Genomic DNA, 25,161 nt, shown 5'->3' with positions numbered 1-25,161 from the left:
AGCTGTACCGGTTTCCAACCCCGGCAAAGCTAGCGTGACTTGGGTCACATGTCGCCGTCCAGATCGCCGTCCAGGCCGCGCTCGATCGCGTATCGGACAAGCTCGACCCGATTGTGGAGCTGGAGTTTGCCGAGGGTGTTCTGCACGTGGTTCTGCACGGTGCGGTGCGAGATCACCAGCCGCTGCGCGATCTGCTTGTAGCTGAGGCCCTTGGCGACGAGCCGCAGCACCTCGGTCTCCCGCTCGGTCAGCCGCGGCGCGGCCGGTTCACCGGCGGCGGCGGGCGGCGGCACGGTCGCCAGCCTGCGGTACTCGCCGAGCACCAGACCGGCCAGGCCCGGGGTGAAGACCGGGTCGCCGACGGCGGTCCTGCGCACCGCGTCCACCAGTTCGTCGCGGCCCGCGGACTTCAGCAGATAGCCGGTGGCGCCGGAGACCACCGCCTCCAGCACGTCCTCGTGCTCGCCGCTGGCGGACAGCACGAGCACCCGTACCGACGGGTCGTGCGCCACGACCTCCTTGCAGACCTGCACGCCGGACGCGCCGGGCAGGTTGAGGTCGAGGACGATCACCCGCGGGCGGGCCGCGCGGGCCCGGCGGATCGCCTCGGGGCCGTCGCCCGCGGTGGCCACCACCTGGAAGCCGGACTCGGCGAGGTCGCGGGCGACGGCGTCGCGCCACATCGGGTGGTCGTCGACCACCATCACCGTCACGGACTCGTCGGTCATGCCGTACTGCTCCTGTCTGCTTCCGTGCGTCCGGGCAGGGATCCCACCGCCGGCACGGATTCTGTTACGGGTACGGAGTCGGCCGTGCGCGGCCGGGCGGGGGTACGGCCGGATCCCCGCCGGGGCAGCCGGAGTTCGACCTCGGTGCCCTGGCCGGGGACCGACACCAGCTCGGCGGTGCCGCCCAGGTCCCGCAGCCGCCCGCGGATCGACTGGGCGACACCGAGCCGCCCCTCGTCCTCGGCCGCGCAGAGCCGCCCCTCGGCGATCCCGGGACCGTCGTCGCGCACGCTGACCAGCACCGCGTCCGGCTCGTCCTCCACCAGGATCCAGGCGTGCGCCTGCTCGCCCGCGTGCCGGGCGACGTTGTCGAGCGCCGCGCCGACGGCGGCGGCGAGTTCGGCCGCCGCGTCCGGCTCCAGCAGCACCGGGGTGCCGGGCGCCGAGAGGGTCACCCGCGCGCAGGCGTACGGGGCCAGCAGCGTCGTCAGGTCGTGCGGCCCCGGCGGGTCGTCCGGGCCGCCGGGAACGGACGGCTTCCCGCCGGTCACCAGGGTGCGCAGCGCCGCCTCCTGCTCACCGGCCAGCCTGCCCAGCTCGGCGGCCTCGCCGCCGGCCTGGTTGCCGCGGCGCTGCACCATGGCGAGCACCTGGAGCACCCCGTCGTGGATGTCGCGGGCGAGCCGCTCGCGCTCCCGGGTGGCGGCCTCGATCTGCAGCGCGCGGGCCAGGGTGCGCTCACTGGCCCGGGCCACCTCGACCACGTAGCCGATGGCGATGCTCGCCACCCAGACCAGGATCACGTTGTGCACGGTGTCGCGGCTGGGTGAGCCGCGCTCCACCAGGTCGGCGATCGCGACCAGGCTGGAGGCGAAGGCCGCCCACCGCCAGCCGCCCTTCACCGCGTAGGCGAGCACCGAGCCCGCGGCCCATATCGACGGCAGCGTGAAGGAACCCGCGTCGATCCTGGCCTGGGTGTCGACGACCATGGTGAGCAGGATGCCGGTCAGCGCGACGGTGAGGTCGACGGCCAGGAAGGGCTTGGTGCAGCGCTCCGCGTTCTTCACCCGGCCCAGGGTGGACAGCGTCCAGACGGTGAGAACGCCCATGTAGATCCCGGCCGTCAGCGGGTGCAGCAGCTCGCCGTACGCGTGGACGTACAGCGCGACGGCGTACACCAGGGTCAGGACGCGGTACGCCAGCAGGGCGCGCCACAGGGGCTGTTCGACCGACATCCGCATGGCGGGCACGGGCCCCTCCCCCTGTCTCCCCGTCCACCGGTCAGTGACCGCTGGACGGCTCCGTCTTCTCGGCCTTGTCCGCCTTGTTCGCCTTGTTCGCCTTCTCGGCCTTGTCCGCCTTCTCGGCCTTCTCCTCGTCGGCCGCGCGTTTGGCGGCCTCGGCGATCTGGCGCTTGGCGGCGGTGGCGTAGATGTCCACGTACTCCTGGCCGGAGAGCTTCATGATCTCGTACATGACCTCGTCGGTCACCGAGCGCAGGATGAAGCGGTCGCCCTCCATGCCGTGGTAGCGGCTGAAGTCCAGCGGCTTGCCGATCCGGATGCCGGGGCGGATGGACAGCTTCGGCATCACCTGGCCGACCGGCTGCACCTTCTCGGTGTCGATCATCGCCACCGGGATCACCGGGGCGCCGCTGGCCAGGGCGACCCGGGCCAGACCGCCGGGCTTGCCGCGGTAGAGCCGGCCGTCCGGCGAGCGGGTGCCCTCCGGGTAGATGCCGAACAGCTCGCCGCGCTCCAGCACGGCCAGCCCGCTCTTGATCGCCGCTTCGCCCGCGCCGCGCGCACCCGAGCGGTCCACCGGGAGCTGCCCGACGCCCTTGAAGAAGGCGGCCGTCAGCTTGCCCTTGACTCCGGGGGAGGTGAAGTACTCCGCCTTCGCGATGAAGGTGACCTTGCGGTCCAGCATCGCGGGCAGGAAGAACGAGTCGGAGAACGACAGGTGGTTGCTGGCCAGGATCGCCGCACCCTCCTTGGGGATGTTCTCCAGGCCCTCCACCCACGGGCGGAAGGCTGCCTTGAGCGGCGAGCCAATGGCGATCTTCATCGCGCCGTAGAACAACCGAGGACCTCCTGTAGGCGACGCACTGACCTTAACGCCACGGGAGCGCGGTCTCGCCCCCGAAGGCTTGCGTCGTCGCTGCCTGCGGGGCTTACCGGTTGGTATCGGCTCCGCGTACGCTGAACCTCCCACCATCCGTGAACCCGCTCCCCCCACCCTGCCGAGCAAGGAGACCTACGGTGCCGCTGATGCCCGGAGCCGAGCCGTACCGCCATGACGGCGGCGAGACCGGCGTGCTGCTCTGTCACGGATTCACCGGTTCCCCGCAGTCCATGCGGCCGTGGGGCGAGTACCTGGCCGAGCGCGGCCTGACGGTGTCCGTACCGCTGCTGCCCGGCCACGGGACCCGCTGGCAGGACATGCAGATCACCGGGTGGCAGGACTGGTACGCCGAGGTCGACCGGGAGTTCCGGGCGCTGTCCGAGCGCTGCTCCCAGGTCTTCGTCATGGGTCTGTCGATGGGCGGCACGCTGTCGCTGCGGCTGGCCATCCAGCACGGCGCCGCGATCAGCGGGCTGGTGCTGGTGAACCCGTCGGTGAAGGCGGACGGCCTGCAGATCAAGGCGGTGCCGGTGGTGCGGCACCTGGTGCCGTCGGTGCCGGGCATCGCCAGCGACATCGCACTGGAGGGCAGCGAGGAGGTCGGCTACGACCGTACGCCGCTGCACGCGGTGTACTCGCTCACCAGACTGTGGCGGGTCGTCCGCCCGGCCCTGCCACAGGTCACCCAGCCGCTGCTGCTGCTGCACAGCCGGGTCGACCACGTGGTGCACCCGTCCAACTCCGCGGTGCTGCTGAGCAAGGTGTCGTCCACGGACGTCACCGAGAAGGTGCTGGAGCGCAGCTACCACGTGGCCACGCTCGACCACGACGCGGAGCGGATCTTCTCGGAGTCGTACGCGTTCGTGCAGCGTCTGTCGGCGGTCAAGGAGGGGACGTCCGGTGGCTGACCGGGAGGACGAGGACGCCGCCCCGCAGGAGGAGCCGGTCCGGCAGGAGCCGGACCGCCCGCCGCTGGACGAGGACGCGGCCTGGGCCGCGCTGATCGCCGGTTTCGACGACGAGCCCGAGCCGGGCGCCGCGGCGTCCTGGCCGGAGGCGGAGAACGTCCCCGAGGGACCGGACGAGGACGCCGAGGCGGACGGCACCGCCGCGAAGGACGCGGGCGCCGTGCCGCAGCCGGGCGCCACCCGCAGCATCGTCGTGCACCCGGTCATCCACGGGCCGCGCGACTACGAGGTCGCCGAGGACGATGACGACGACCACTTCGTCCCGCCGGAGCCGCCGCCGCTCCCCGACGCCGACGCCACCACCAAGTTCGCCTGGATCGCCGTCCTTGGCGGCCCTCTCCTGCTGCTCGGCTTCGTCCTCTTCCAGATCGAACTCACCTGGTGGGCCCTCACCGTCGGCGTCGGCGGCTTCCTCGGCGGCTTCGCCACCCTGGTCACCCGGATGCGCACCGGCGAGGACGACGACGACCGCCCCGACGGCGGCGCAGTGGTCTGAATCTCGACGCCCCCCTCGCGCCGCTCGGCGCCGGGGCGCCTCCCGGGCTTCGGGCGGCTGCGCCGGACTCCGTCCGGCGATCGGGCGCCGTCGATTAAGGCTGCGCCGCGGCGGCGGGCTGCGTCGCCGGGACGCGGATCGCGGCCAGGACGGGCAGGTGGTCCGTGGCGGCGCGCAGATCGGCGGTGGTGACGCCGGGGAGGGAGTGCGGGACGCCGCAGCCGAGGATCTCCACGGACGGGGTGGCGAAGAGGGCGTCGATACGCTGGTAGGGCGGGCGCATGTTGGTGATCTCGCCGCCCCACGGCTTGGTGGCCCAGGCGTCCTGGAGGGTCGCCGACAGCCGGCTGAAGCCGGGCCGGTCGGGCGGCTCGTTGATGTCGCCGCCGGCGATCACATGCGGCTCGCCCATCGCCGCGACGCGGTCCAGCAGCAGGCCCGCCTGGTCGCGGCGCTCGGCCGGGTCGAGGCTGAGGTGGGTGCTGACGGCGGCGAGCCGGGCGCCGCCGATCCGGAACACGGCGGTGGCGAACCCGCGCTGGTGCAGCCCCGGGGTGTGCGGCAGCAGCACGTCCTCGGTGCGCTCCACGTGCGGGCGCAGCGAGGACAGGATCATCGGGCCCGCGGTGGTGGCACCGCCGGTCACGTAGACGAGATCGGTCGCGTGGGCGAGGCGGGCCGCGGCCTTGCGCCATCGGAAGAACCGCGGGGCCTCCTGGATGAGGACGAGATCGGGGGCGCAGGCACGGATGATCCGGGCCAGCGCCGCCGTGTCGTCACGCATCGAGCGGATGTTGTAGCTGAGTACGCGGACGACCGCCGAGCCCCCGGGCTCGCTCGCGGAACCCGGCAGATCCTCCACGCTCATGTATCTAGCCCTGTCGTGCCAGGTCGGCCGCGCCGACGAGTCCTGCCTTGCCGCCGAGTTGTGCGGCAAGCACCTGTGCGTGCGGCCGCCATTCTCCACCGATCAGCCACCGCTTGAAGGATTTGCGGATCGGGTCGAGGACGAGTTCGCCCTCGTCCGACACGCCGCCTCCGACGATGAACGCCGACGGGTCGAAGAGCGAGGCCAGGTCGGCCAGGCCCGCACCGGCCCAGCGGGCCAGTTCGCGGAAGGAGTCGACGGCGACCGGGTCGCCCTGCCGGGCGGCGGCGCTGATGTGCCTCCCCTCGATGCCCTCCACGGTGCCGTTGCCGAGGGCGAGCAGCACCTGGGCGTTCTCCGGGGTGGCGTTGGCCCGCTGCTGTGCGTAGCGGACCAGTGCCCGTCCGGAGGCGTACTGCTCCCAGCAGCCCTGGCTGCCGCATCCGCACAGCAGTCCGTCGGGCACGACCCGGATGTGGCCGAACTCCGCCGCCACCCCGAACCGGCCGCGGCGCAGCTTGTTGCCGATGATGATGCCGCCGCCGAGACCGGTGCCAAGAGTGATGCAGATCACATCGGAGTGACCCTGTCCGGCGCCGAAACGGTACTCGCCCCAGGCCGCCGCGTTGGCGTCGTTCTCCACCACGACGGGGAGGCCGACACGCTGTTCGACCTTGTCCTTGAGCGCCTCGTGCCGCCAGGCGATGTTGGGGGCGAAGAGGACGGTGGCACGTTTGTCGTCGACGTATCCGGCGGCGCCGATACCTACCGCTTCGATGGAGTGACCGGTGCTGACCTGGCGTACCGCCTCCACGATCGCGTCCACGACGCCCTCGGGAGTCGGCGGCGTCGGCACCTTGACGGTCTCAAGAATCGAGCCTTCCTCGTCGACCACGCCGGCCGCGATTTTGGTGCCGCCGATGTCGACGCCGATGGTGAGTCCCATGTGTCCCTCAGTTTTCGGTCGATCCCCGCTTAGGAGAACCGTACCGGAGGGAGGCTCAGTCGAGGTCGATGTGTTCAGCGTGTGAACTCGGGGAGCGGTCCTCGCCCGTCCAACGCGCCTCGGCTCCGGCCACCGCCGAGCGGTATGCGGCCAGCAATTCGGCTCCGGCTGACGTCAGGTGATCGAACACCTCCGGATTGCGATCCTTGATGGGTTCGACAACTGAACGCACTTGGGAGATGACGCTCTGGGCAGCGATCTGCACCGCGGGGCTGTTGAGCGCGGAGAGCCGGTCGGCCACGGCCTCGGCCAGACGCCGCAGTTCCTCCCCCGCGCTGCCCACACCCTGGCCCGCCTGTTCGCGGCGCCTGGCGTGCTCGGCCGCGATGTCCTCCGCGCTGGCCTTGGCCCAGGCGTCGGCGTCAGGACGGTCCGTGGCTTCGCTCATGATCGGCTCCAAACGGGGGCGCTCCGGGGTGATTCGGCGCTTACTCTCCTCGACGGTACCTGAACGCCGCGCCTGGTTCAGCGGGGCCACAGGTCGGGATCGGGGGTGAACCGCACCCGCAGCGCCCCGTCGCGCAGTGCCGCGCCCGAGACGGTGCAGCGCCGCAGCGCCGAGGGCAGCGGCACGATCCGCCGGAAGCCGCCCGCGTCGACGACCAGTTCGTCACCGCGCCGCACCAGGTCGAGCCCCTCTCGGGTGGCTCCGGGCAGCGGCAGCGTCCACAGGAACCAGCCCTCGTCCGCCAACCGCTCCTCCACCGTCCACGGATCGGGCGCGGGCCCCGGCACGAGGCCGCCGGGCGCGGGCAGTTCGGCCAGCGGCGCCACCAGCCGGTCCAGCTCCGCGCGGTCCAGCGGATCCCGGCCCAGGTGCGGAAGTTCGCACAGCGGTACGCCGTCGGCCGCGCACACCGCCGCCAGCGCCTTGAGGTGGTCCTGCTGCTGAGCCGCGAGCGTGGCCAGGAACGGGTCGTCGGAGCCGGTGGGCAGCAACCGGTTGGCGACCACGGCCGACAGCCGGTGGCCGTGGAGCGCGATCCCGGTACGGGCGTCCCGTACCGCCTGGTCGGCGCGCGGGCCCGGCTCCACCACCAAGGCCAGCGTGGTGGCCGCGTCCTCCACCACCGCCTGGGCGACGGCGAGTTCGCCGTCGGCGCGGGCGGCGGCCTGGTACGCCCACTCCCCCGGCATCGGGACCCCGGCGAGCTGGGCGAGCACCGGCCGCAGCGCACGCGCCGCCTGGCGGTCGGCGGGCAGCAACCGCCGCAGGTAGCGCCGCAGTTGCTCGGGCAGGGCAAGCAGCGCGAGGGCGTCCCGCACCGGCGGCAGATCGACCACGACCAGGTCCCAGGCAGGGGCGCCGTCGGGTCCCGGGGTGTGCGCGTCCCGCAGCGCCCGCAGCAGGGCCAGCGGCCGCGCGCCGGGCAGTTCGGTGAGTTCCTCGGGGTCGAGCGGGGCCGCGCCGAGCAGGTCGAGCAGCGAGCCGATCCGGTCCTGGAGGGCCATGGCGTCGGTACGGAAGGACGCGGCCTGGTCGATCCGTACGACCGAGGGGCGACCGCCGTCCCCGGCCGACGGCGGTGCGGGGTCGGTGAGCGACGTACGGTCACCGGTCAGCAGCAGGGTGCGGGCGCCGTCGCGCGCCGCGGCGACGGCGAGGGCGGTCGCGACCGTCGTGACCCCCGCGCCGCCGGGCCCGGTGACCAGCAGGGTGCGTGCCTTCGCCGCGGAGGCCACCGGATCAGGCCGGGTCGCCGGGCTGGGCGGGGTCGGGCTGGAGGGAGTCGGGCTGGGCGCCGGTCTCCACGCGCTTCTTCAGACCGGCCAGCGCGCGGTCGATGATGACCTTCTCGGCCTTGCGCTTGATCATGCCGAGCATCGGGATCTTGACGTCCACGGTGAGCTGGTAGGTCACCTCGGTACGGGCGCCGCCGTCGAGCGGGGCGAGCGCGTAGGAGCCGTCGAGGGTGCGCAGCATCTGGGACTTCACCAGCGACCACTGGACCTCGTGGTCACTGATCCAGGTGTAGGCGAGGGTGTGGTCGTCCTTGATGGCGCCCGCGTCGAGCAGCAGCCGCACCTGCTGGGCCCGCCCGGCGTCGTCGGTGGCCAGTACCTCGGCCTCCTTGACCTCGCCGGTCCACTCCGGGTAGCGGCCGAAGTCGGCGATGACGCCCATGACGGCGGCCGGGGCCGCCTCGATCGTGATGCTCGACCTCGTGTGTTCCGCCATCGCCGTGGCCCCTCCGGGACGTCGCGTCGCCTGCTGGTAAGTGTCCTGCCGCTGCTGATCGCTACTGCTCGGGAAGGCTACCGCGTGCAGGTCGGGCGGCCGTCACCACTCCATCGCCCAGGGCGTGCGGGTGTGGTTGAAGTGACCGACGTTGACCAGCTCGGTGGGCCCGATCCGGGTCCTGGCGACCAGCGGCTGGTGGACATGGCCGAAGACCGCGTACTTCGGGCGGAGTCTGCGGATCGCCTCCAGCAGCGCCTCGCTGCCCCGCTCGAAGCGGCGGGCCTCGGTGTCGTAGCAGAGCTCGGGGATCGCGGGCGGGATGTGCGAGCAGAGCACGTCGACCGGGCCCAGCGCCTCGACCTTCGCGGCGTACTCCGCCTCGTCGACCTCGAACGGGGTGCGCATCGGGGTGCGCAGCCCGCCGCCGACGAAGCCGAAGACCCGGCCGCCGATCTCGGCGGTGGCCCCGTCCAGGACGGTGGTGCCGGGGGCGGCGTACTCGGGCCAGAGCTGCGGGATGTCGACATTGCCGTAGGTGGCGTAGGTCGGCGTCGGGAAGGCCGCGAAGAGTTCGGCGTACTGCTTGCGCACCGCGGTCTCGATGGTGCTGCGGCGGTCGATGCCGTCCCAGAGCCGCCGGTCGAGCGCGCGGGCCTCGTCGAAGAGCCGGGCGGTGCGCAGTTCGACCATGCGATGGGCGTTGTCCACGCCGAAGAGGTCGGGGAAAATACCGCGGGAGTGGTCCGCGTAGTCCAGGAAGAGCACCAGATCGCCCAGGCAGATCAGCGCGTCCGCACCGTCTCCGGCCCTGGCCAGGGCCTCCGTCGCACCATGGACGTCACTCACCACATGGACCCGCATGCCGATACTTTATAGCGGGGCATCCCGTAGCGGGTTCCCTGCGAATCACTCGCGGGCTGGACTACTGTTCCGGCAGCGGTTCAGCCGCTCCACCCGGTGTGTGATGCTTAAAACATCTGTACTGCCCCCCTATCGCCGGAGCTTTACCGATGGGTAACGTCCAGGCCGTCCATACCTTCCCTCCGGGTGCGCCGTGGCACCGATGAGGAGTAGCCGCCTTGCGTGAGTTCAGCCTTCCGGCCCTGTACGAGGTCCCTGCGGACGGCAACCTGACGGATCTGATCCGCCGCAACGCCGCGCAGCATCCGGACACCGCGGTCATCGCCCGCAAGGATTCCGCCGGCCAGTGGCAGGACATCACCGCCGCCGGTTTCCTGGCGCAGGTGCGCGCGGCCGCCAAGGGCCTGATCGCCTCGGGCGTGCAGCCCGGCGACCGGGTGGCACTGATGTCCAGAACGCGCTACGAGTGGACGCTGCTCGACTTCGCCGTGTGGAGCGCGGGCGCGGTCACCGTGCCGGTGTACGAGACCTCCTCGGCGTCCCAGATCGAGTGGATCCTCAGCGACTCCGGCGCCGTGGCCGTCGTGGTGGAGGCCGCGCAGCACGAGGAGGCGGTGGAGTCCGTACGGGACCGGCTGCCGCACCTCAAGCACCTGTGGCGGATCGACACCGGCGCGGTGGACGCGCTGGCCGCGGCGGGCACCGACATCTCCGAGGCGGTGGTGGACGAGCGCAGCGCCAGCGCGAGCGCCGACTCCCCCGCCACGATCGTCTACACCTCGGGCACCACCGGCCGCCCCAAGGGCTGTGTGCTCAGCCACCGCAGCTTCTTCGCCGAGTGCGGCAACGTGGTGGAGCGGCTCGGCCCGCTGTTCAGGACCGGCCACTCCTCCGTGCTGCTCTTCCTGCCGCTCGCGCACGTCTTCGGGCGGCTGGTCGAGGTGGCCGCGGTGATGGCGCCGATCCGGCTCGGCCATGTGCCCGACATCAAGAACCTGACCGACGACCTGAGTTCGTTCCGGCCGACGATGATCCTCGGGGTGCCGCGGGTCTTCGAGAAGGTCTACAACTCGGCGCGCGCGACCGCCCAGGCGGGCGGCAAGGGCAAGATCTTCGACAAGGCCGCGGCCACCGCGATCGAGTACAGCCGGGCGCTGGACACCGCCGCGGGCCCCTCGATGAAGCTGCGCTTCACGCACAAGGTCTTCGACCGGCTCGTCTACAGCAAGCTGCGCGCGGTGCTCGGCGGCCGGGCCACCCACGCGATCTCCGGCGGCGCCCCGCTGGGCGAGCGGCTGGGCCACTTCTACCGCGGTATCGGCTTCACCGTCCTGGAGGGCTACGGCCTCACCGAGTCGTGCGCGGCCACCGCCTTCAACCCCTGGGACCGTACGAAGATCGGCTCGGTCGGCCAGCCGCTGCCCGGCTCCACGATCCGGATCGCCGACGACGGCGAGGTGCTGCTGCACGGCGAGCACCTGTTCACCGGGTACTGGAACAACGACGCGGCGACCGCCGAGGCGGTCTCCGACGGCTGGTTCCACACCGGTGACGTGGGCACGCTGGACGAGGACGGCTATCTGTCGATCACCGGCCGCAAGAAGGAGATCATCGTCACGGCCGGCGGCAAGAACGTCGCGCCCGCGGTGATCGAGGACCGGATCCGGGCGGACGCACTGGTCGCCGAGTGCATGGTGGTCGGCGACGCCCGGCCGTTCGTGGCCGCGCTGATCACGCTGGACGAGGAGTTCCTGCCGCACTGGGCCGAGCAGCACGGCAAGACCGGGCGGACGGCGGCGGAGCTGGCCGCCGACCCCGAGCTGCTTGCCGCCGTCCAGCACGCGGTGGACGAGGGCAACGCGGCCGTCTCCAAGGCCGAGTCGGTGCGGAAGTTCCGTATCCTGCCGACCCAGTTCACCGAGGAGTCCGGCCACGTCACGCCGTCGCTCAAGCTCAAGCGCAATGTCGTGCTGAAGGACTTCGCGGACGAGATCGAGGCGCTGTACCAGCGCTGAGCGGTGCGTGGTTCACCGGCCGGGCCCCGGCCCCGGCTCAGCCGGTGAGGCCGTCCTGGGCCAGCACCCGTGCCATCGCGCGCTCCGCGAGCGCCGTGATGGTGACGAACGGGTTGACGCCGATCGATCCGGGGATCAGCGAGCCGTCCGTCACATAGAGGTGGTCGTAGCCGCCGACCCTGCCGTACGCGTCCGTGGCGGCGCCCAGCGGCAGCCCGCCCAGCGGGTGGTAGCAGAAGTCGTCGGCGAAGGCCTTGTTGCCGCCGAAGAGGTCGTAGCGGTAGATGGTGGCGTTCTTCCGGTTGATCCGGTCGAAGAGGGTCTTGGCCGATTGCACGGACGGCTGGTTCTGCGACAGCGTCCAGTTCAGCCGCGCGGAGTCGGTGGCGGCGTCGTAGGAGAAGGTGCCGCGCTCCGGGTTCTTGGTGATCGCCAGATAGAGGCTGATCCAGGTCTCGAAGCCGATCGGCAGCGGGGCGATCTCGGCGAAGACCGGGTTGGCCGCGTTGGCCCAGTCGTCGATGCCCATGACGGGGATGGTGGCCTGGTTGGCGCCGGTCGGGTTCCACATGTAGTTCGCCCGGGCGAGCATGATGTTGCCGTTGCCGCCCCAGGCGGTGCCGACGCTGCCGCCGAGCCGCGGCAGGGTGCCCGTCTCCCGCGCCCTGACCAGGATCTCGGTGGAGCCGAGGCTGCCCGCGGCGAGGAAGAGGTACTTGCAGCCGACCTCGCGGGTCTCCACGACCGCGCCGGTCAGGTCGATCCGCTCCACGGTCAGCACATAGGTGCCGTCCGGTGATCTTCGTACGGCTCTGACCCGGCTCAGCGTCTCGATGGTGACCTTGCCGGTGCCCAGCGCCGCGGCCAGATAGGTCTTGTCGACGCTGCGCTTGCCGTGGTTGTTGCCGTAGATGACCTCCTGGGCCAGCGCGGACTTGGTCGCGGTGCCGGCCGCCTCGGCCTGCATGTACGAGAAGTCGTACACGTTCGGCACGAAGGTGGTGCTCAGGCCGGTGTTGTGGGCCTGGTCGCGGGAGACGCGGGCGAACTGGTACCACTGCGTGGACTCGAACCAGGCAGGGTCGACGGTGTTCACGCCCAGCATCCGGTTGGCCAGCGGGAAGTAGGTGCCGTACATCTCGCCGGAGTCGACCTGCGGCAGCACCTCCTCGAAGTACGCGCGGGACGGGGTGACGGCCATACCGCCGTTGACGAGCGAGCCGCCGCCGACGCCGCGGCCCACGTACACGGACATGTCGCCGTAGTGCACGCGGTCCAGCACTCCCGGGTACGGGGTGATGTTCTTGTTGACGACGTCGAGCCAGAGGAAGGTCGCCAGCGGCGCCTCGGTACGCGTCCTGAACCACATCGAGCGCTGGTCGGGCGAGCTGGTGTTGCAGAAGATCTTGCCGTCGGCGGCGGGGGTGTCCCACAGCCGCCCCATCTCCAGGACGGTGGTGGCGACCCCGTGCTCACCGAGCCGGAGCGCGGCCACGGCGCCGCCGTAGCCGGATCCGATCACGATGGCCGGGCTGAAGGTGGTGGCGGCGGGTTCCGCGGCGGGTTCGGCCGCCGACGCCGGGGTCGCGGAGAGCGCGATACGGGTGAGGCCGAGGGCGGCCGCGGTCTGGAGGGCGCCGAGCCCCAGGAAGTGACGGCGCGTCAGTTCTGAAGTCATGCGCGCATGATGGGCGGGTCCGCGTGAACCCTCCATGCACATGACGCATGATCTTTTAGGTGTTTTACGTGATCGTCATCAACATGTCACTGATGTGACGGGTGGTTCCGGCGTCGGGGCAAGGGGCGCCCGGGGCGATCCGGGGCCGATCCGGGGCCGCTCCGGCGTCAGAGAAGCGAGCGGAGGCGGTCGGCGAGGAGGTCCCAGCGCCAGGCTTCCTCGACCCATTGGCGGCCGCGCTCGCCCATGCGTTGGCGCAGTTCGGGGTCGCGCAGCAGGGTGAGGACGCGTTCGGCGCACTGCTCGGGCGAGCCGCCCGCGACCACCCAGCCGGTCTCGCCGTCGAGCACCGCGTCGGGCGCCCCGCCGGAGTCGCCCGCCACCACCGGCAGCCCGGTCGCGGACGCCTCCAGGTAGACGATGCCGAGGCCCTCGACGTCCAGGCCGCCGCGCCGGGTCCTGCACGGCATCGCGAAGACGTCGCCGGCGCCGTAGTGCGCGGGCAGCTCCTCCCACGGCACCGAGCCGGTGAAGCGCACGGCCTCCGCCACCCCGGTCCGCCCGGCCAGCTTCTCCAGCTCGCGGCGGTACGGCCCGCCGCCGACGATCAGCAGCACGGCGTCCGGCACTTCGCGCAGGATCCGCGGCATGGCCAGGATCAGCGTGTCCTGCCCCTTGCGCGGCACCAGCCGCGACACGCACACCACCACCGGGCGGTCGGTCAGCCCCAGCCGGGCCCGTACCACCGCCCCGCCCGACGCCGGATGGAAGGTCTTCTCGTCGACACCGGGCGGCAGTTGCACCATCCGCCCGGCCGCCGCCTGCGTCAACGCGGCGCCGATCCTCGACCGCGTGTACTCACCCAGATAGGTGAGGGTGTCGGTGCCCTCGCCGATCCTGCGCAGCAGTTGGCGGCTGACCGGCAGCTGCGCCCAGCCCGCCTCGTGACCGTGCGTCGTCGCCACCAGCCGCCGCGCCCCGGCCCTGCGCAGCGTCGGCGCCATCAGCCCGAGCGGCGCCGCCGCCCCGAACCACACCGAGGAACAGCCGTGTTCACGCAGCAGCCCGGCCGCCCGCCGCGCCACCCGCGGCGTCGGCAGCATCATCTTCGTACGGTCCCTGACCACCGGGAACGGCTGCTCCGCGTCGAACCGCGCGACCTCGCTCCCGTCCTTCCACGTCGAGGCGTACACCACGACCTGCCCCGGATCCATCCGCAGCGCCATGCTGTGCACGAAGGACTGGATCCCGCCGGGCCGCGGCGGGAAGTCATTGGTCACGATCAGCGTCTTGTCCATCGCCGCCGACAGTACCCGCTCCCGCGGGCGCCTTCGTGGTCGGTGTTCACCCGGCTGGCGGCCCCGGCCGCGTCCGTGCGGACCGGGGGCGGGTGCGGCAGCGATGATGCGTATCGTGACAAAAACATACATCAGTGGTCGTATGTGGGCAGTTGTCGTCTGGGCCGTCACGCGTGCCGCGTTCCTGCTGTTCGTGTGCCGTGTCGTGCACTTCCCCGGGCAGTACCTGGCCAATGACGTGTCGACGGTCTATCACGGGTGGTACGAGGTGCTGCGGGGCGGGACGTTTCCGCTCGCGGACGTGACGTGGCAGTACCCGCCGGGTGCGGCGGTGGTGATCCTGGCGCCGCGGGTGCTGCCGTTCCTCGGCTACACGACGGCGTTCGTGTGGCTGGCGTGGGCGGCCGACGCGGCGGTGCTGGTGGCGCTGGCGCGCGTCTCGGACGGCGGACGGCGGGGCGGGCTGGCCGGGTTGTGGGTGTGGTCGGCGGGCGGCGCGCTGCTCGGGCCGATCGTCTACGCGCGCTACGACGTGATGGTGACGCTGGTGGGTGTGCTGGCGCTGCTGACGCTGCGCCGGCGTCCCGGGGTGGCGGGGGTGCTGGCCGGGGCGGGCGCGATGCTCAAGGTGTGGCCGCTGCTGCTGGTGTTCGGGGTGCCGCGCGACGGGGCGCTGCGGCGGACGTGGGCGTGGACCGCGGGGACGGTGGTGGCGCTCGCGGTGTTCTTCCACGCTGCGATGCCCGGTGCCTTCTCCTTCCTCACCTTCCAGCGTGACCGCGGCACCGAGGTCGAGTCGCTCGGCGCGACGGTCTTCCATCTGGGCAGGCACTTCGGCTGGCACGGCCGGGCCGAGATGAACTACGGCTCGGTGGAGTTCGTCGGCCCCCACGTCCACCTGGTGAGCGCCGCGGCCCTGGCGCTCTCCGTGCTCGCCTTCGGCTGGCTGCTGCTGTGGCGGCTGCGGGCCCGCGAGTTCGGGCCCGCCACCCCGTACGACGCGGCCTTCACCGCGCTGCTGGTCTTCACCACCACCAGCCGGGTGATCAGCCCGCAGTACATGGTCTGGCTGGTCGGCGTCGGCGCCGTCTGCATGACGACGCGGACCACCGTCCAGCGGCTGCCGATCGCGCTGATCCTGGTCGCCTCGCTGTTCACCACCCTGGAGTTCCCGGTGTTCTTCTCCGACGTGGTGGCCAGCGACAAGCTGGGCGTGGCGCTGCTGCTGGTACGCAACGGGCTCCTGGTCACCGCCTCCGTCCTCGCCTGCCGCAGGCTGTGGGCGGCGACGGTCCCGCAGCGCGCCGCCCACACGGCGCGGGCCCCCCGGGCGGGGGCGGCGGACACACCGGCGGTCCTGACGTCGCGCTAACGCGCGGGGGAGCTTGGCGCGGTCGCTCGACGGCGGCGGCGGGCGGCTCGGTCCGCGGCTGCCTCGCGGGCGGCGGGACCGGTCGTCGGATCGGCCGTATGGCGTCGCGCCTTCGGGGCCCTTCCGCGGCGCGGGCGTTCAGCCGCGGCGGGCGGGGTCGGCCGGTGTCTCGGCCGTGCCGATCTCGTGCGGTGCGGCGCGGTCGCGGACGGCGGCGCGGAAGAGGCCCACAACGGCCAGGCACTGCAGTGCGGCGCTCACGGCCATCGCGAGTGCCACGCCGTTGAGGCCGAGACCCGCCCCGGGGCCGGACAGGACGTAGCCGAGGGGCAGTTGGACAGCGGTTCCGGCCAGGGTCACCCATGCGAGTTGGCGGCCGGTGCCGCTGCCCTGGAAGACGCCGCCGAGGGCGATGAAGCAGGCGAGCAGCACCAGGTACGGGCCCAGGCAGCGCAGATAGCCCGCCCCGGCCGCGGTGACGGCGGTGTCGGCGCCGAAGACCCGCATCAGGGCGGGTGCGGCCACCAGCAGCGCCCCGGCGGCGGCCGTACCGAGGAGCGCCCCGGTGAGCAGGGCCTGGCGGCCGATCGCGGCGCGGTCGTCCCGGCCGGTGCCCTCGGTGTGCGCGGTGTGGATGGAGGCGGCCTGGCGCAGGGCGTAGAAGGCCATCGTGGCCACGTAGGTCGCCTTGGTCGCGATGCCGTACGCGGCCACGGCCGTCACCCCGACCCGGGCCACCAGCGCCACCATCACCATCCCCCCGGCCATCCGGATCACGAAGTCGGCGGACATCGGGGCGCCGGTCACGGCGGTACGGCGGGCGGCGGTCAGGGTGGAACGGGCAGGGGGTGTACGGCGGGTGGCGGCCCGCAGCACCGGGTTGCGGCGCAGCGCCACGCATCCGGCGGCCAGGGCGACGGCGCGGCCGAGGACGGTGGCGAGGGCGGCGCCGCGGACGCCGAGCGCGGGGAGGCCGAGGAGGCCGTGGATGAGGAGCGGGTCGAGGACGAGGATCAGCGCGTTCGCGAGGAAGGAGAGCCGCATCGGGGTGCGGGTGTCGCCGGTGCCTTTGAGGATGCCGTCGAGGACGTTCTGGGCGAAGAAGACGGCGATGCCGGGGAGGGAGATGGCGAAGTAGCCCGCGGCGAGGGCGCGGGCGCCGTGCGCGTCACCGCCGCCTGCGCCGCCGCCGAGGACCAGGGCGGCCAGTGGGTCGCGCAACAGCCAGCCGCCGACCGCGACGAGCGGGGTGAGGACGGCGCAGAGCGCCCAGCCGCCGCGGACCGCCTCGCGCAGCGCGCCGTGGTCGCGGGCTCCGGCGGCGTGCGCGACCCGCACCGTGGTGCCGACGGCGGCCGTGAGGATCACGCCGAGCAGCAGGTTCTCGGTGCTCGTGGCGACCGCGACGGCCGCGACGGCGGCGCCGCCGAGCCGCGCCACCCACAGCATGTCGATGATCCCGGCGAGGACGCTCGCGAGGAGCTCGAAGTACACCGGGAAGGCGAGTGTGAGCAGGCGGGTGCGGTGGTTCATGGTGGCCTCCCCCGACGGAATGATTACCTCGATTCGAGGTAGCTCGTTTAGAGGTACCATGAGGGTGGCGGGCCGCGCAAGGACGGCTGCCGCCGGGCCACGAGGGAGGGGCGGAAGCGCCGTGCTGGAGCTGACGATTCTCGGGTTTCTCTACGAACAGCCGCTGCACGGCTATGAGTTGAAGGAGCGCATCACCGGGCTGAGCGGGCATGTCCGCCCCGTCAGCGACGGGGCGCTCTACCCCGCGATCAGCCGGATGACGGCGGCGGGCCTGCTCGACCAGCACACCGAGCCGGGCGCGGGCGCGGCGCCGCGGCGCGTCCTCTCCCTGACGGACGCGGGCCGCGACCGCCTCCGTGAGCGGCTGCGCGACCCCAAGCCGGTGGAGGTCACCGACTCGACCCGCTTCAACACCCTCCTCGCCTTCCTCCGCCACCTCGACGACCCCACCGCCCAGGCCGCCGTCCTCCAGCGCCGCCTCGACTTCCTCCTCCAGCCCGCAAGCTTCTTCTACGCCGACGGCCGCCCCGTCCGGCTCGAGGACGAACCCGACCTCTTCCGCCGCGGCATGCTGCGGGTCGCTCGCGCGACGGGCACCGAAGAAAAGGCGTGGCTCAAGGAAGCCATCGCCGCCTTGACCCCCGCCACCTGACCCGCGGCCAGGGCCCCGCGGCCCACCCACCCACCCGTTACCGCCGCTTGACGCAGCGGCGCCGCGCGGCGCTTCCGCGCGGGTCGACCCGTTGGGGGCCCACCCGGAAACCCACCCCGCGTGGGCACGCGAGCCGCCCGGCCACGCCGACCCGCGGCCACCCCGCCCCGGCCCGAGACGGCACAACCTGCCAGCGCACAATTCGCGGGCCCGCCCACGCCCGCCGACCCGCGAGCCGCAACCGAGCCGCCACAACCCGCCGCCACACAGCTCGCGGCCCCGCCCACACCCGCCGTCCCCACCGGCAACCGCGAGCCGCAACCGAGCCGCCACACAGTTCGCGGACACGCCCCGTCCACAGTCCCCACCGGCAACCGCCCACGCGGCCACCGCGTGCCGCAGCAAGGCGGAACAACCCGCCGTCACACGGCTCGCGGGCCCACCCCGCCCACGCCCCCGTCCCCACCGGCAACCGCCCACTCGCGGCCACCGCGTGCCGCAGCGAGGCGGCACAACCCCGCCGTCGCACAGTTCGCGGCCCCGCCCCGCCCACGCCCACTGTCCGCGCCCGGCATCGGCCGACACGCGGCCACCGCGCGCCGCACCGAGCCGCCACGACCCGCCGCCACACAGCTCGCGGCCCCGCCCCGCCCACGCCCCCCGTCCTCACCGGCAACCGCCCACACGCGGCCACCCGCACCGGCCCGAGACGGCACAACCCGCCAGCGCACAGCTCGCGGCCCCGCCCCGGCCGCGCTCGCTGTCCTCGCCGACCTACGTGCCGCACCGAGGCGCCGGGCTCGCGCCTCGGCCCCTCTCCCCTAGTCCCCGGGCGCGGGATCCCGGATCAGGGGGTCGTGGGGGCCGGCGGGGGGTGCCAGGTGCGGGCGAGGGTGATGCGGGTGGTGGGGGTGGGGTGGGTGCCGAAGAGGAGGTGGAGGGCGCGGGGTGGGGTGGGTTCGCCGATGTTGGCGACGGTGAGGCGGCGCTGCATGGCGATGAACTCGGTGGGTGTGCCGGTGAGTTCGAGGGCGTGGCGGTCCGCGCGGAGTTCGACGCGGCGGCTCACGGCGCAGCCGAGGGGTCCGGCCAGGGCGCCGCCGACCGCGGCGACGGCGGCGAGGAGCCAGGCGGAGCGCGGGTCGGCGAAGTGGTCGACGCCCGCGAGGTCGAGCAGCGGCTGCCAGGTGACGACGACGGCCAGCAGGCAGACCCCGGCGGCGGCGCCGAGGGCGCCGAGGGCGGTACCACGCGGGACGTCGCGGTGCACCACGTGGCCGAGTTCGTGGGCCACGACGAGTTCCACCTCGCGGGGCGTGGCGGTGGTCAGCAGGGTGTCGTACGCGACGACGCGGCGGGTGCGGCCGAAGCCGGAGACGTACGCGTTGAGGGCCGTGGTGCGGCGGGAGGCGTCGGCGACGAGCACGTCCCGCACGCTCACCCCGTCGCGGGCGGCGAGGGCGAGGAGGGAGTCCCGCTGCGGTCCCGGCTCCATCGGCGTGAAGCGGTTGAAGAGGGGTTCGAAGACCAGCGGCGCCACCCAGGACATCAGCACCGTCACGGCGGCGGCCCCGAGCGCGGCCCACGCCCACCACCAGCGGGTGGCACCGGCCAGCGCGTACACCCCGAAGAGCGCCCCGAGGGTCAGCGGCAGCGAGATCAGCAGCCCGCGCAGCACGTCCGCCCACCAGCCGCGCCACCCCTGCGTGACCAGCCCGAAGCGCACCCGCACCACCCGCCCCCTGGCGGCGAACGGCAGCCCGGCCACCTCCGGCAGCACCACGAGTGTCACGGCCGCGCCCACCACCCGCCAGGCCCACGCGCCGCCGAAGGCCGCCACCAGGCCGGCCCCGGCCGACGTCAGCCCCAGCCCGAGCAGCAGCCCGAGGCCCACCAGCCGCCGCCCCACGCCGACCGGCCAGGTCGCCTGCCGCAGCGCCCGCGCCCGGGCGATCTCCTCGGGGGTGAAGTCCTCGGCGGCCTCGTCGCTCATGCCAGCTCCTGCCGTACGTACGCCCGCCAGCGCGTGGTGAACTCCGGCAGGCCGACGCCCAGCGTCGCGCGCATCGCGGCGTCCGGCGAGGCGCCGTGGGCGATCGCCCCGTAGAGCGCGGTGAGTTTGGCCGGCGACCAGTCGTCGGCGATCATCCGGCAGGCCAGCCAGGCGCCTTCGTACGCCTGCGGAAGGCGGGTGGCGGTGGTGCGGAAGTCGGCGTCGGTGGGCAGCGCGGCGGGGACCTTGCCCGCGTCGACGTCCGCGGCGAGTTCGGGCGCGATCTGCCGGGCTGACCGGCCGGAGTCGCGGTAGGCGGTCCAGTCGGCGGCGCCCTCGGAGAGCCACAGCGGGGTGCCGGTGGTGGTGAGGGTCCGGGTGGCGACATGGGTGGTCTCGTGGGTGAGGACCACCTGGCGGCCGAAGGCGGAGAGCTCGCCGAAAGCCGCTGGGTTGAGGATCACCCGGTCCGCGGGGGCCTGCGTGGTGCCGCCTGCCTCGCCCGTGGTGACCGCGGCGATCCCCTTGTACGTGGCGGGCGTCGCGTTCAGCAGCGCGGCCATCTGGTCCAGGGTGCGCGGCGCCTCGATGACGACCTTGCCGGGCCAGCCCGCGCCCCACGCGTGGGTGACCTGCGGCACCGCCCGGTCCGCGTCGGTCGCGTAACCGCGCAGCACCGCCGGGTCGCCGAGCCCGAGCACCAGGCTGTGCGCCCCGCGCACCACCCGCACCCGGCCCTGGTCCCACAGCTGGACGGTGCCGCGGTGGCCGCTCGCCGCGCCGTCGCCGTCCCCGGCCACGTACCAGTGGCCGTCGCGCTGCGACAGGGTCAGATACGAGGTCGACACGATCGGCTCGGTGTCGTACCCGCCGATCCGGTACCGCAGTTCGACCTCGGCGGCGGTCCGCGCGGTGCCGTCGGCGGTCGCGGGCAGCGGGAAGGCGCCGGTGCGCACCAGGCGGTACGACCAGGCCGACAGCGGTACGTCCGTCAGGTCGGTGAACATCCGCCGCTGGGCGGCGACGAAGCGGGTGTTCCGCGGGTCGACCCCGGCCAGGAAGGCGGCGCTGTCGTGGTGCAGTACGGCCGCGGCCCGCTGGTCGAGCAGGGCGCGCGCCGCGGCGTTGCGGTCGGGCGTCGCGGTCGGTGCCGCCGCCCCTCCCCCGCCGCCGCATCCGGCGGTCAGCGCCCCGGCCAGCACGACGAGGGCCGCCGCCCACGCCCGGACGGCGGCCCGGGAGCGTCGTGGGAGCACCGCGGCCATGGCCCCGATCGTACGATGCGGCGGCGGCCGGCGGGCCGCGCACCGGCGACGCAGGGGCGCCGCACCCGCACCGGAGGCCCGCGGCGAGCGGACCGGCGAGCGCCGCGGCCACGCCCCGCGGCCGACCGCCCGCCCGCGGTCCGAGCGGACCGGCCGCCGTGCCCGAGGCCACCCGCGGCCGACCGCCCGCGGCGGCGGACGGCTTCCTACGGCCGGGTGACCGCCGTGATCGGCATCATGCCGACCGGGTCGTAGCGGACGCGGGCGCCCGGGTAGGGGGCGTGGACGACCTGTCCGCCGCCGACGTACATGGCCACATGGCTGGCGTCGCCGCGGTAGATGACCAGGTCACCGGGGCGGGCCTGGTCGAGGGGGACATGGCGGCCCGCGTTCATCTGCTCCTGGGAGGTACGGGGCAGGGCGACGCCTGCGCGGCCGTAGGAGTACTGCATGAGGCCCGAGCAGTCGAAGGAGTTGGGGCCGGTGGCGCCCCAGACGTAGGGCGCGCCGACCATCTGCCGGGCGGTGGCCACCGCGATGGCGGCGCGGCCGGAGGCGGCGGGCAGGTCGGGGATGTCGGGCGTGACACGGTCGCGGGAGGCACGCACGTCCATGCCGGGTACGTATGCGGCGCGCTGCGCCACCGGCATCGCGTCGAGCAGCCGGTGGGCCTGGGCGAGCGCGGTCTGCACGGTCTGCTTGCGCTGCTGCAGCAGCACCCGGGTGCGGTCGAGTTCGGCGAGCTTGCCCGCCGCCTCCGTGCGCTGCTGCCGCAGTGTCCGCTCGGCGGCCCGGAGTTCGTCCAGCCGCTCGGCCTGCCTGCCGCTCAGGCGGTCGAGGGCGGTGGCCCGGTCGAGGTAGTCGTCGGGGTCGGAGGAGAGCAGCAGCGCCAGCGAGGGGTCGATACCGCCGCTGCGGTACTGCTCGGTGGCCAGGATGCCCAGTTCGTCGCGCAGGTCGTTGACCCGCTGCTGGCCGAGGGCCGCCCGGTCCTGGAGGGCGCTGAGGTCGGCGCGGAGCTTACGGGTCTGCTCCTGGGCGGCGTCGTAGCGCTCGGTGGCCTGCTCGGCCTGCTGGTAGAGCCGGTCCAGCCGTGACGCCCCGGAGTCGTGACCACCGCCGCCGGGGTCGGCCGCCGCGACCTGCGCGGTGCCGCCGGACAGCGCCGCGGTGGCCGCGGCCGCCGCGGAGAGCACGGTGACACGGGTGGTGCGGGCCGCCAGGCCCGGCGGCATGGAGCGTCGATGGGAAGCCACGGGAGCAGACAGTAGCCATCCGGACACGCGGAGTTCAAAGACGCCGGGGCGCCCTGAGCAGCGCGCCCCGGTTCAGCCGCAGGTCACACACCCCGGGCCGGAACGCTCGTGAACGTGTTCATCACCCGAACGCCGTATGACGAACATCCGGTCAGACCCGTACTCCAGCCCGGACCCGTACTCCAGGTGAGACCCGTACTCCGGGTCAGATGCGCACGCCGAACTCGAAGGGCATGTCGCTGAGGGCCTCGTAGCGCACCACCGCGCCCGGCTTCGGCGCGTGCAGCACCATGCCGTTGCCCGCGTAGAGGCCGACGTGGTGGTAGTCGCCGTACATGATGACCAGGTCGCCGACGCCGAGCTGGGACAGCGAGTAGATGCGGGTGCCCGCGTTGGCCTGCTCCTGCGAGGTGCGGGGTATGGAGACCCCGGCGTGGCTGTAGGCCCAGGAGGTGAGGCCGGAGCAGTCGAAGGAGCTGGGGCCGGTGGCGCCGTAGACGTACGGCTTGCCCAGTTCCTTCTGCGCCTCGGCGAAGGCGGCCGCGGCGCGCGCGGTGGCGGCCTTGGAGTTGCCGAGGTCGACGCGGACGTTCGAGCGGTTCGCCCGGGCGTCGGCGGCGGCGATGTCGGCGCGCTGCTGGTCGGTCAGCGAGTTGAGGATCTGCCGGGCCTGGGCGAGCTTGTTCTTCGCCTCCGCCTTGCGGTTGGCCAGCTCGGTGCGGGTGCTCTGCAGTTCGGCCAGCTTGGTGGTGGCCTCGGCGCGCTGCTGGTCCAGGGTCCGCTTGGCGTCCTGGAGTTGGCTGAGCGCGTCGGTCTGGAGCGAGCTGAGCTGGTCCAGCGTGGTCGCCTGGTCCAGGTAGTTGTCCGGGTTGGACGACAGGAAGAGCTGCAGCGACGGGTCGATTCCGCCGGTGCGGTACTGGGAGGCGGCGATCGCGCCGAGGCCGTCCCGGAGTTGGTTCAGGTGGGCCTGCTGCCGGGCGACCTGGTCCTGGAGGCTGCCCGCCTCCTTCTGGAGGGTCTGGAGCTTCTCGTTGGCCCCGTCGTACTTCTCGGTGGCCTGCTCGGCCTGCGTGTACAGCGCGTCGACCTTCGCCTTGGCGTCCTTGACGGACGTGGCGGGGGCGGCGTGCGCGGCCTGGGACGAGAGAGCGACCGCTGCTGCGGCGGTCGCGGTCAGCACGGAGACGCGCGTGCGGCTTGCCGGCTTGGGACGACGGTGGGACGCCACGGAGGCGAGCTCCTTCTTCCTTCAGCCGCCTACCGGTTGACTGGTGGGCGGTCCCCGAGCGCCATCCGGATTGGATGATCGACTGCGCGGAGGTTCGACGCCCGACCTTAGTGACCTTCCTGTGATCGGTTCAAATCCTTGTAGGCAAAATCTCGACCGCTTCGCAATTTTTTTACGACCCTCGTACGCGTGGTGAGGTGCGCTCACGCTGAGTTGGCGCTGGTGCATTAGTGAACACCCATGCGGACGGAAAGCGTACGTTCAGGGGGGATTCAGACCCTTGCGAGGCGTTTGAGCAGGAGTACGGAGGCGACCGGGCGGGCGCCCGCCTTGGCGACGCCGTCGGCCACCTCGCGGTCCGCGGAGACCACCACGATCTGCCGCCCCGGCGGTTCGGCCCGCACCAGACGGCGGATCAACTCGTCAGCGGTCTCACCGGCCTTGCTGAACAGCACCCGCACCCCGCGCGGCGGCGCAAGCAGCACCGGCATGTCCAGATCGGCGCCGTCGAAGACACAGGTGACCTCGGCACCGCTCTGCGCGGCCAGCGCGGCCAGGCCGCCGAGCAGCCGCAGCCGCTGCTTCTCCAACGGCATCGCCGGATAGCCGGTCTTGGTGACGTTGTAGCCGTCCACCACCAGATGCGCCTGCGGCAGCGCGAGCAACTGGTCGAGCAGCGCCGGGTCGGTGTCGGAGAGCGCCCGGGTGGCGATGTCGCGCGGGCTGAACGCCCCGGGCGCCACCGCGTCCACGGTGTCGGCCGGGCGCACACCCATGGTGTCCCGTGGCGGCAGGGCCAGTTCGCGGCGCAGCCCGGAGGCCGCGTCCAGCACGGTGTCCAGCAGCAGCCGCAGCCGTACGTCCTCGATACTGCGTCCCTCGCGGGCGGCCCTGCGGCCGGACTCCACGGCCGCCTCCGCCTCGGTGAGCCGGGTGCGCAGCCGCCGCGCCTCGCTCTCGGCGGCGGTCTTGTCGTGGGCGGCGGCGGTGCGGGTCTCGTCCAGTTCGGCCTGGATCTTGCGCTGCGCCGCCTCGGCGCGCTTGACGTCGCTCAGGGCGCTGCGCAGCTTGCGGTGCAGCGAGTCGCCCTCCTTGCGGACCGCGTCCAGTTCGGCGCGGGCGCGCTGCGCCTCGGCGCGGAGCTGGGAGTGCAGCCCGTCGACCTCCTCGCGCAGCCGGGCGAGCTCGCGCAGGGTCTCCTCGTCGGCCCGCTCGTCGTGCGCCCGCTGGGCCTCCTCGCCGGCGGTGGCGACCAGCTTGGCCCAGCCCGCGGGGCGCAGCAGATAGGCGGCCGCGGCCACGTCCAGCGGGTCGGCGGCGGGCGGCGGGGTGCCGCCGTCGAGCGCCCCGGTCAGCTCGGGCTGCGCCTCGCGCAGCCGGCCCGCGACCTTCTGCCGGAACGCCGCGTCCCCTTCGAGGGCGGCGGCCAGTGCGGTCGCCGCGTACTTCACACGTCTGGAGGGGGTGAAGCGGGCGTACGGGCGCAAGCTGACCGGCAGTTCCGGGTAGGTGAAGCTGCCGAACGCGTCGGCGGCGATGGCGACCACCCGGTGGCGTACCCCCTCGGGCAGCGGCCGGTCGAGCGCGGGCTCACCGCCGGGCCCGGGCACGCCGTCGCCCGCGACACGGTCGTCA

At 73.2% G+C, this 25,161-nt stretch carries 22 protein-coding genes; 5 read left to right on the top strand and 17 right to left on the bottom strand.

What is annotated here, in order from left to right; genetic code table 11:
- Positions 1 to 44: 44 nt before the first annotated feature.
- From AB0M29_RS33085 to AB0M29_RS33075, 3 genes are read right to left on the bottom strand one after another with little or no spacing between them, the layout of a single operon-like run.
- The gene (locus tag AB0M29_RS33085) at positions 45 to 728 is read right to left on the bottom strand and encodes a response regulator transcription factor (RefSeq protein WP_365389484.1); all 684 of its coding nucleotides are present in this window, start codon (positions 726 to 728) and stop codon (positions 45 to 47) included.
- The gene (locus AB0M29_RS33080; RefSeq protein WP_365389553.1) at positions 725 to 1,969 is read right to left on the bottom strand and encodes a DUF5931 domain-containing protein; all 1,245 of its coding nucleotides are present in this window, start codon (positions 1,967 to 1,969) and stop codon (positions 725 to 727) included. Before AB0M29_RS33080 ends, AB0M29_RS33085 begins: the two co-directional genes overlap by 4 nt.
- 40 nt (positions 1,970 to 2,009) lie before the next feature.
- Positions 2,010 to 2,795, bottom strand: a complete 786-nt coding sequence (locus AB0M29_RS33075) for a 1-acyl-sn-glycerol-3-phosphate acyltransferase (protein WP_365389482.1) — start codon at positions 2,793 to 2,795, stop codon at positions 2,010 to 2,012.
- Positions 2,796 to 2,989: 194 nt separating this feature from the next.
- Between AB0M29_RS33075 and AB0M29_RS33070 the strand changes: the two genes are divergently transcribed.
- Complete coding sequence (locus AB0M29_RS33070) at positions 2,990 to 3,760, top strand: alpha/beta fold hydrolase (protein WP_365389479.1); 771 nt, start codon at positions 2,990 to 2,992, stop codon at positions 3,758 to 3,760.
- Positions 3,753 to 4,316, top strand: coding sequence for a hypothetical protein (locus tag AB0M29_RS33065; protein WP_365389477.1), 564 nt, complete (start codon positions 3,753 to 3,755; stop codon positions 4,314 to 4,316). The genes AB0M29_RS33070 and AB0M29_RS33065 overlap by 8 nt, the downstream gene beginning before the upstream one ends.
- A gap of 94 nt (positions 4,317 to 4,410) precedes the next feature.
- On the opposite strand, the gene AB0M29_RS33060 is transcribed toward AB0M29_RS33065, so the two are convergent.
- The 6 genes from AB0M29_RS33060 to AB0M29_RS33035 form a co-directional block, all read right to left on the bottom strand.
- Positions 4,411 to 5,184, bottom strand: a complete 774-nt coding sequence (locus tag AB0M29_RS33060; RefSeq protein ID WP_365389475.1) for an endonuclease/exonuclease/phosphatase family protein — start codon at positions 5,182 to 5,184, stop codon at positions 4,411 to 4,413.
- A gap of 4 nt (positions 5,185 to 5,188) precedes the next feature.
- Positions 5,189 to 6,130 (bottom strand): ROK family glucokinase, encoded by a 942-nt coding sequence (locus tag AB0M29_RS33055; protein WP_365389473.1) that lies wholly within the window; start codon positions 6,128 to 6,130, stop codon positions 5,189 to 5,191.
- 55 nt (positions 6,131 to 6,185) lie between these two features.
- Positions 6,186 to 6,578 (bottom strand): DUF5304 family protein, encoded by a 393-nt coding sequence (locus AB0M29_RS33050; protein WP_365389470.1) that lies wholly within the window; start codon positions 6,576 to 6,578, stop codon positions 6,186 to 6,188.
- 77 nt (positions 6,579 to 6,655) lie between these two features.
- Positions 6,656 to 7,873 (bottom strand): ArsA-related P-loop ATPase, encoded by a 1,218-nt coding sequence (locus AB0M29_RS33045; protein ID WP_365389469.1) that lies wholly within the window; start codon positions 7,871 to 7,873, stop codon positions 6,656 to 6,658.
- A gap of 4 nt (positions 7,874 to 7,877) precedes the next feature.
- On the bottom strand, positions 7,878 to 8,369 hold the full coding sequence (locus AB0M29_RS33040) for an SRPBCC family protein (RefSeq protein WP_365389467.1): 492 nt from the start codon (positions 8,367 to 8,369) through the stop codon (positions 7,878 to 7,880).
- A gap of 102 nt (positions 8,370 to 8,471) precedes the next feature.
- Positions 8,472 to 9,233, bottom strand: coding sequence for a metallophosphoesterase (locus AB0M29_RS33035; protein ID WP_365389466.1), 762 nt, complete (start codon positions 9,231 to 9,233; stop codon positions 8,472 to 8,474).
- 218 nt (positions 9,234 to 9,451) lie between these two features.
- Between AB0M29_RS33035 and AB0M29_RS33030 the strand changes: the two genes are divergently transcribed.
- The gene (locus AB0M29_RS33030; protein ID WP_365389463.1) at positions 9,452 to 11,248 is read left to right on the top strand and encodes an AMP-dependent synthetase/ligase; all 1,797 of its coding nucleotides are present in this window, start codon (positions 9,452 to 9,454) and stop codon (positions 11,246 to 11,248) included.
- A 37-nt stretch (positions 11,249 to 11,285) separates the two neighbouring features.
- On the opposite strand, the gene AB0M29_RS33025 is transcribed toward AB0M29_RS33030, so the two are convergent.
- Positions 11,286 to 12,926, bottom strand: coding sequence for a GMC oxidoreductase (locus tag AB0M29_RS33025; RefSeq protein WP_365389461.1), 1,641 nt, complete (start codon positions 12,924 to 12,926; stop codon positions 11,286 to 11,288).
- A 167-nt stretch (positions 12,927 to 13,093) separates the two neighbouring features.
- Positions 13,094 to 14,224: a glycosyltransferase family 4 protein gene (locus AB0M29_RS33020; protein ID WP_365389459.1), complete on the bottom strand. Its 1,131-nt coding sequence runs from the start codon at positions 14,222 to 14,224 to the stop codon at positions 13,094 to 13,096.
- A gap of 142 nt (positions 14,225 to 14,366) precedes the next feature.
- Between AB0M29_RS33020 and AB0M29_RS33015 the strand changes: the two genes are divergently transcribed.
- A complete protein-coding gene (locus AB0M29_RS33015; protein ID WP_365389550.1) occupies positions 14,367 to 15,596 on the top strand; it encodes a glycosyltransferase family 87 protein in 1,230 nt (409 codons plus the stop codon).
- A gap of 138 nt (positions 15,597 to 15,734) precedes the next feature.
- Here AB0M29_RS33015 and AB0M29_RS33010 read toward each other — a convergent pair whose 3' ends face one another.
- Positions 15,735 to 17,129 (bottom strand): MATE family efflux transporter, encoded by a 1,395-nt coding sequence (locus tag AB0M29_RS33010; protein ID WP_365389456.1) that lies wholly within the window; start codon positions 17,127 to 17,129, stop codon positions 15,735 to 15,737.
- A 121-nt stretch (positions 17,130 to 17,250) separates the two neighbouring features.
- On the opposite strand from AB0M29_RS33010, the gene AB0M29_RS33005 reads away from it, so the two are divergent.
- Complete coding sequence (locus tag AB0M29_RS33005; RefSeq protein WP_365389454.1) at positions 17,251 to 17,781, top strand: PadR family transcriptional regulator; 531 nt, start codon at positions 17,251 to 17,253, stop codon at positions 17,779 to 17,781.
- 847 nt (positions 17,782 to 18,628) lie between these two features.
- On the opposite strand, the gene AB0M29_RS33000 is transcribed toward AB0M29_RS33005, so the two are convergent.
- The 5 genes from AB0M29_RS33000 to AB0M29_RS32980 form a co-directional block, all read right to left on the bottom strand.
- Positions 18,629 to 19,774 (bottom strand): M48 family metalloprotease, encoded by a 1,146-nt coding sequence (locus AB0M29_RS33000; protein ID WP_365389451.1) that lies wholly within the window; start codon positions 19,772 to 19,774, stop codon positions 18,629 to 18,631.
- Positions 19,771 to 21,039: a hypothetical protein gene (locus AB0M29_RS32995; RefSeq protein ID WP_365389449.1), complete on the bottom strand. Its 1,269-nt coding sequence runs from the start codon at positions 21,037 to 21,039 to the stop codon at positions 19,771 to 19,773. Before AB0M29_RS32995 ends, AB0M29_RS33000 begins: the two co-directional genes overlap by 4 nt.
- A gap of 206 nt (positions 21,040 to 21,245) precedes the next feature.
- Positions 21,246 to 22,274 carry an NlpC/P60 family protein gene (locus AB0M29_RS32990; protein WP_365389548.1) on the bottom strand — a complete coding sequence of 343 codons (1,029 nt, stop codon included), beginning with the start codon at positions 22,272 to 22,274 and terminating at the stop codon, positions 21,246 to 21,248.
- Between the two features lie 226 nt (positions 22,275 to 22,500).
- A complete protein-coding gene (locus tag AB0M29_RS32985) occupies positions 22,501 to 23,526 on the bottom strand; it encodes an NlpC/P60 family protein (protein ID WP_365389447.1) in 1,026 nt (341 codons plus the stop codon).
- A 272-nt stretch (positions 23,527 to 23,798) separates the two neighbouring features.
- On the bottom strand, positions 23,799 to 25,136 hold the full coding sequence (locus AB0M29_RS32980) for an NYN domain-containing protein (RefSeq protein WP_365389545.1): 1,338 nt from the start codon (positions 25,134 to 25,136) through the stop codon (positions 23,799 to 23,801).
- Positions 25,137 to 25,161: the final 25 nt, after the last annotated feature.

The sequence above is a fragment of the Streptomyces sp. NPDC051976 genome, from assembly GCF_040680795.1.
Classification (GTDB): domain Bacteria; phylum Actinomycetota; class Actinomycetes; order Streptomycetales; family Streptomycetaceae; genus Actinacidiphila.
The sequence above is the reverse complement of the archived record's forward strand: the minus strand, read 5'-3'. Positions and strand labels throughout refer to the sequence as shown.

Excerpts from the sequence above, each read along its gene's own strand:
- AB0M29_RS32995 (WP_365389449.1), bottom strand. The coding sequence starts at position 21,039 with ATGGCCGCGGTGCTCCCACGACGCTCCCGGGCCGCCGTCCGGGCGTGG.
- AB0M29_RS32990 (WP_365389548.1), bottom strand. The coding sequence starts at position 22,274 with ATGCCGCCGGGCCTGGCGGCCCGCACCACCCGTGTCACCGTGCTCTCC.
- AB0M29_RS33080 (WP_365389553.1), bottom strand. The coding sequence starts at position 1,969 with ATGCGGATGTCGGTCGAACAGCCCCTGTGGCGCGCCCTGCTGGCGTAC.
- AB0M29_RS33035 (WP_365389466.1), bottom strand. The coding sequence starts at position 9,233 with ATGCGGGTCCATGTGGTGAGTGACGTCCATGGTGCGACGGAGGCCCTG.
- AB0M29_RS33060 (WP_365389475.1), bottom strand. The coding sequence starts at position 5,184 with ATGAGCGTGGAGGATCTGCCGGGTTCCGCGAGCGAGCCCGGGGGCTCG.
- AB0M29_RS33015 (WP_365389550.1), top strand. The coding sequence starts at position 14,367 with ATGTGGGCAGTTGTCGTCTGGGCCGTCACGCGTGCCGCGTTCCTGCTG.
- AB0M29_RS33025 (WP_365389461.1), bottom strand. The coding sequence starts at position 12,926 with ATGACTTCAGAACTGACGCGCCGTCACTTCCTGGGGCTCGGCGCCCTC.
- AB0M29_RS33055 (WP_365389473.1), bottom strand. The coding sequence starts at position 6,130 with ATGGGACTCACCATCGGCGTCGACATCGGCGGCACCAAAATCGCGGCC.
- AB0M29_RS33040 (WP_365389467.1), bottom strand. The coding sequence starts at position 8,369 with ATGGCGGAACACACGAGGTCGAGCATCACGATCGAGGCGGCCCCGGCC.
- AB0M29_RS33010 (WP_365389456.1), bottom strand. The coding sequence starts at position 17,129 with ATGAACCACCGCACCCGCCTGCTCACACTCGCCTTCCCGGTGTACTTC.
- AB0M29_RS33050 (WP_365389470.1), bottom strand. The coding sequence starts at position 6,578 with ATGAGCGAAGCCACGGACCGTCCTGACGCCGACGCCTGGGCCAAGGCC.
- AB0M29_RS33075 (WP_365389482.1), bottom strand. The coding sequence starts at position 2,795 with ATGAAGATCGCCATTGGCTCGCCGCTCAAGGCAGCCTTCCGCCCGTGG.
- AB0M29_RS33085 (WP_365389484.1), bottom strand. The coding sequence starts at position 728 with ATGACCGACGAGTCCGTGACGGTGATGGTGGTCGACGACCACCCGATG.
- AB0M29_RS33020 (WP_365389459.1), bottom strand. The coding sequence starts at position 14,224 with ATGGACAAGACGCTGATCGTGACCAATGACTTCCCGCCGCGGCCCGGC.
- AB0M29_RS33000 (WP_365389451.1), bottom strand. The coding sequence starts at position 19,774 with ATGAGCGACGAGGCCGCCGAGGACTTCACCCCCGAGGAGATCGCCCGG.